The 4,932-nt window shown below is 66.6% G+C and carries 2 protein-coding genes; both read right to left on the minus strand.

From position 1 onward, the window contains the following. Positions 1 to 216: 216 nt before the first annotated feature. Entirely contained in the window at positions 217 to 3,339 is a 3,123-nt protein-coding gene (locus ASF98_RS16230; protein ID WP_055803781.1) for a glycoside hydrolase family 2 TIM barrel-domain containing protein, read from the minus strand. A gap of 398 nt (positions 3,340 to 3,737) precedes the next feature. Continuing rightward, complete coding sequence (locus ASF98_RS16235) at positions 3,738 to 4,763, minus strand: LacI family DNA-binding transcriptional regulator (RefSeq protein WP_055803786.1); 1,026 nt, start codon at positions 4,761 to 4,763, stop codon at positions 3,738 to 3,740. Positions 4,764 to 4,932: the final 169 nt, after the last annotated feature.

The raw sequence follows: 4,932 nt of genomic DNA on the forward strand, positions 1-4,932 counted from the left end.
CCGCACGCCACAAAAGCGCCGTTTTCCAGGCCGTTCAACAAGGGGGTCGGTCGCTATCTTTCCGCATCAGCGGCGGCGACTCGAATTACTTTACACGCCGCACGCACCCGGCACAAATCCACCCCCGCACCACACGTGCGGGCCGCAAAACCCCGGAATTCCGCGGATTCCCGGCCCGTCCCGCCGCTTAGAGGCACCCCAAGTCCGTGAAAGAGCTTATGTGGACTGAGTCACAGCAAATACGAAGGAGAAGTCAGCCTCCCGCGGCGTCAGCCGGTAGCCCTCCAGCACGCCCGGGCCGCAGGCAGCGGTGCCGATTCCGTGCAACGCGTGGTCGAGGTACACGTAGCTGCGGCCGTCCGGGACGAGGTCCGGCCGGTGGTTTGCGGCATCCAGCACTTCCAGGCTGTAGGGGCGCACAGTGAGGGCGAACCGCTCACCCGCGATGGCGAGCCGGCCGGCGTCGAGCTCCAACGCTGCCGTGTACACGCCGGAACGGGCGCCGGACTCCTGGGGCCGGACGTATTCGACGTCCATGTCGGTCACCGGCATGCGATGCCAGCCAAGCCTGGTGCCCTGGCCGGTATCCGGGTAGCTCTGGTGCGGCCCCTGACCGAACCACCACACGGACTCAGCCGCTGAAGCCAGCACGAGTTCCAGGCCTATCCGGGCCCACGGCACTGGCTGGCCGGCGTTGACCCACGAACCGTCGGGCCTGACCGATGTCCGAAGGCTGACTCCGGAGCCGTCACTGGTCCAGACGTATTCGGCCAGGACACCGAACTGCTTACCGGCGGCGGCAACCCGTGTCCGCACCACAAGCTCTTCGCCGCCGTCTGCCGAAGGACGGGAGGAAATCCCGACCAGCCGCGGATGCATCCGGTTGAGCCCCGCGTCCAGCCATTGGGTGGCCACAGGACGCGGATCCGGGCTGCCCCATTCCGCACCGAGGTCGTTGTCCGTGGGTGCACGCCACAGCAGCAGCCGGAATCCCTCGACGGCAGTCTCGCCCAGCCGGATGAGCGAACCCGTGGCCCGTTCGAAAACAGCCGGTCCCAGCCGGAGGAAATCACCGTCCACCTTCACAACGGCCGCGGCCGCCGGCGCAGGTGCCATCCGCACGTTGGCTGACGCCTGGCCCCACGCAACTTCATGGCCCGCATCTGCCCACACTGCATCTTTCGCGAGCACCGCGCTGACCGTCAGCACCGCCGGCGCCTGAGCAGCCAGCCCCGGCGCGTGCACGGCGCGTTCCAGCAGTCCTGCCGGCAGCTGGAAATCGGCAGATTCGTGCGGCGCCACGGGCGCTACGTCAACCCGACCGCCGTCGACCGTCACGCCTTCGGACTCCACTGTGTACCGGAATTCAAGACCCGCTGTGTCGGCGAAATCGAAGCGGTTGGTGAGCGAGAAAGCGGACCAGTCCCCTGCTACCTCAATGGCCAGCGGCTCGATGACCTTCTTGAAATCCAGAAGGCCCGGGCGGGGGACGCGGTTGGCGTCCACGAGGCCGTCCGTGACGAAGTTGCCGTCGTGGACTTCCTCGCCGAAGTCGCCGCCGTAGACGAAGTATTCCTGGCCGTCAGGGCCCGTGCGGGTGATGCCGTGCTCCAGCCACTCCCACACGAAGCCGCCCATAAGCCTGGGGTGCCGGTGGAAAAGCTCCTGGTACTCGGACATGCCGCCCGGTCCGTTGCCCATGGCGTGGACGTACTCGCACAGGACAAACGGCATGGCCCGGCGCCGCGCGTCCAGCGCCGCATCGTCCAGGGGAGGTTCCGTGCCCTGGCCGATCAGCGCCGTCTCCGCCTGGCTTGCATACATCCGCGAGTAGACGTCCACGTACGCCGAGCTCCAGTCGCCCTCATAGTGGATGGGCCTGGACGGGTCACGGAGTTTGGTCCAGCGGGACATCGCCGCGAGGTTCTCGCCCGTCCCTGCCTCATTGCCCAGGGACCACATGATCACCGATGCGTGGTTCTTGTCCCGTTCCACAGTCCGGGACATCCGGTCGAGAAGGGCCGGCTGCCACTGCGGATCTGCGCTGGGGTTCTGCTTCCACCCGCCCTCTTCGAAACCGTGCGTTTCAAGGTCGCATTCAAGGACAACGTAGAAGCCGAGCCGGTCGGCCAGCGCCAGGAAGTCCGGATGCGGCGGGTAATGCGAGGTCCGGATGGCGTTGATGTTGTGCTGCTTCATCAGCCGCAGCTCGCCCTCCATGACGTCCTTCGGAACCACGCGGCCGAGCCTGGGATGGTGCTCGTGGCGGTTGACGCCGCGGAGCAGTATCCGCTGACCGTTCACTTTGAACTGTGCGTCCTCGATAGCGATGCTCCGGAAGCCGATCTGGACCGAAACGGTTTCCCCCTGCTCCCCCGCGGTGGCTGTGCTGACGGTGGCGTCGTAGAGCCGCGGCACTTCTGCCGACCACGGGGAGACCCCCGGGATCCGACGCTCCTCCCCGGCGGGCAGTTCCAGCCCCAGTTCCGGAACGCGCACGACGGCGGCAACCGGCTCACCAGCCCGGCTCGCCTCAACACGCAGTATGCCTTCGCCGCTGTGATGGTCGAAGTCCGCGTGGACAAAGACGTCGTCAATTCCGTCCGACGGCCGCGCCTGCAGCGTCACGTCGCGGAAGATGCCCGGCAGCCACCACATGTCCTGGTCCTCGACAAAGCTGGCCGCCGAGAACTGGGCGACCTGCACTGCGAGCACGTTGCTGCCCGGCACCAGGACGCCCGAAGCATCAAATTCGTGGGCAAGCCGGCTGCCGCGCGTGGTCCCCAGCAACGTGCCGTTCAGCCACACGGTTCCGGCCGACTCAATGCCGTCGAAACGGATCAACGCCGACGGGAAGAACTCTGGACCCGCCTCAAACTCGAGGAAGAGATCACCGACGGGGTTGGCGTCCGGTGCGTGCGGTGGTTCCACAGCGAAGGGGAACTGAACGTTGGTGTACCAGGGCGTTCCGTGGCCGTGCATGGGCCAGCTCGAGGGCACCGGAAGATCGCCGAAATCCGGACGGTCCCCGCCTGCCTGCCAGCCGTCCTGGGGCGCCTGCCGGACGCCGGCGTGAAGCCTGAACTTCCACACGCCGTTCAGCGACAGGCCCGGCGCATCGCTCTCGAGATACGCCCGTGCCGGCTTCGTGCCCTGTGCCGGAGCCACCGACGCGAGATCAGCGACCTGCTCGGCGGCAACGTCCAGGCGCTGCTCGGGAGCAGCGGCCGCCGGCTGGGCCGCGGACCGGGAGCCGGGGGCCGCACCGCGGCTGGCGGCGGCGTCGACGGCGGCGCTCACTGCGGAGGTTGGGCTGGCGGTTGTGGGCTCAACGGGCATGGCGGTCCTCGGTTTTGGGGTCGGTTCCAGTGCAGTGTGCGCCGGTGCACTTGTGCGTCGTCGCAGTTTCGTGAACGTTCACGGTCCAATCGATACTACGTCAACGCAACGTGCTTGAAAAGGGCTCACTGCCCCTGGGCTAAGCCAAATTCCTGCCTCCCGCCCGCAGCGGCCCGCCAATGTGACCACGCCTATTTCGGTTAGACCGGCGAGCCACCGGCGACGCTGTCCCGGCGGCATCACGGCCGTCAATCACGAACTCCGAGCCTGTAACGAAGGAGGATTTGTCATCCAGCCGCCTCATCCGTGCTTCTGCCCCTGGAGTTGGCTTCGAGCCGCCGAATACAGCTCGCTCGGCAAGGCTTCGGCTGACCGGGCTGCATAGCAGCCGAATGGCATCAGGCAGTTTCCCGGAGCGCCAGCCGATGCTGCAAGGTCAGCCGTGATTCCACTGATCCGGGGGTGATTGACCCCGACAGCAGACCATCAAGAAGTTCGACGGCGGCCCGTCCAACCTCGCGGAGGTCCAAGGCCAGCGTGCTGAGCTGCGGTGTCAGGAGTTCTCCGAGGGGGATTCCGTCCATGCCTACCACCGCACAGTCTTCCGGCACGCGACGTCCCGCATCAGCTGCAGCCTTAAGGACGCCGGCGGCCATGAGATCGTTGAAGACCAAGATCCCGTCAGTCTCCGGATGCGCCCGAAGGAACGCAGCCGCGGCCACCTTGGCCGCCTCTGCTGTCTCTTCGGCGACGATCAGGGACCAGGACATCCCGGCCTCGTCCAAACGCCCAGCCACGGCCTTACCGCGGACGGTGCTGGGAACATGTACGCCGCCGGAGGGAGCGGCAGCCGCCTCCAGATAGGCGATGTGCTGCCGTTTCGTGTGGATCAGTCGATCCACGGCCAGCAGTGCAGCGTGATCGTAATCGAAGTTGATTCTTCCGGCCGCACCTTCCTGAGCCTCGTCCAGGACAATCAGCGGACGACGCCCCAGGACGGACTGCGCGTGGTCGGCGTGGCCGCCAAGGTAGCCGATCACGGCGTCGACCTGGGGTGCCAGATGCTCGACGGCGTCCAGGCCGCTGCGGCCGCCGTGACCATAGTCGTCGACCACCACGTGCCACCCGCGGAGTGTGGCCAATTCCACGACGCTTGAGGCAAAGGCAGGGTAATACGGGTTGGTCAGATCAGGAATCGCCAGGCCAACTGACGTCCGGGCCCCCTGGACGAGGCCTTTGGCGAACCGGCTCGGGGTATAACCCAGCTCCTGAGCCAGCTCCTGCACGCGTTGGCGGGTGGATTCCTTGATCCCCGGCATGCCATTCATTGCCCGCGTGACTGTTTGGCGGGAGACCCCGGCAGCCGCGGCCACGTCTAGGATTGTGGCCCGCTTGGCAGGGTATCCGGACGGTGTGTGGCTCATGAAGTGTAAGTCTAGGGGCGCGCCGGCGGGAGAGCGTTGCCCGGGGGCGGTGCCGGGTGGTGAGGGAGGGTCGGGGGTGTGGTGTTAGGGGTGGTTTAAATGCGGGAGAGCCCCAACCGTGTGGTTGGGGCTCTCGACCTGAATGGTGTTCCGGCGGTGACCTACTCTC

The sequence above is a fragment of the Arthrobacter sp. Leaf337 genome (assembly GCF_001423745.1).
Classification (GTDB): Bacteria; Actinomycetota; Actinomycetes; order Actinomycetales; family Micrococcaceae; genus Arthrobacter.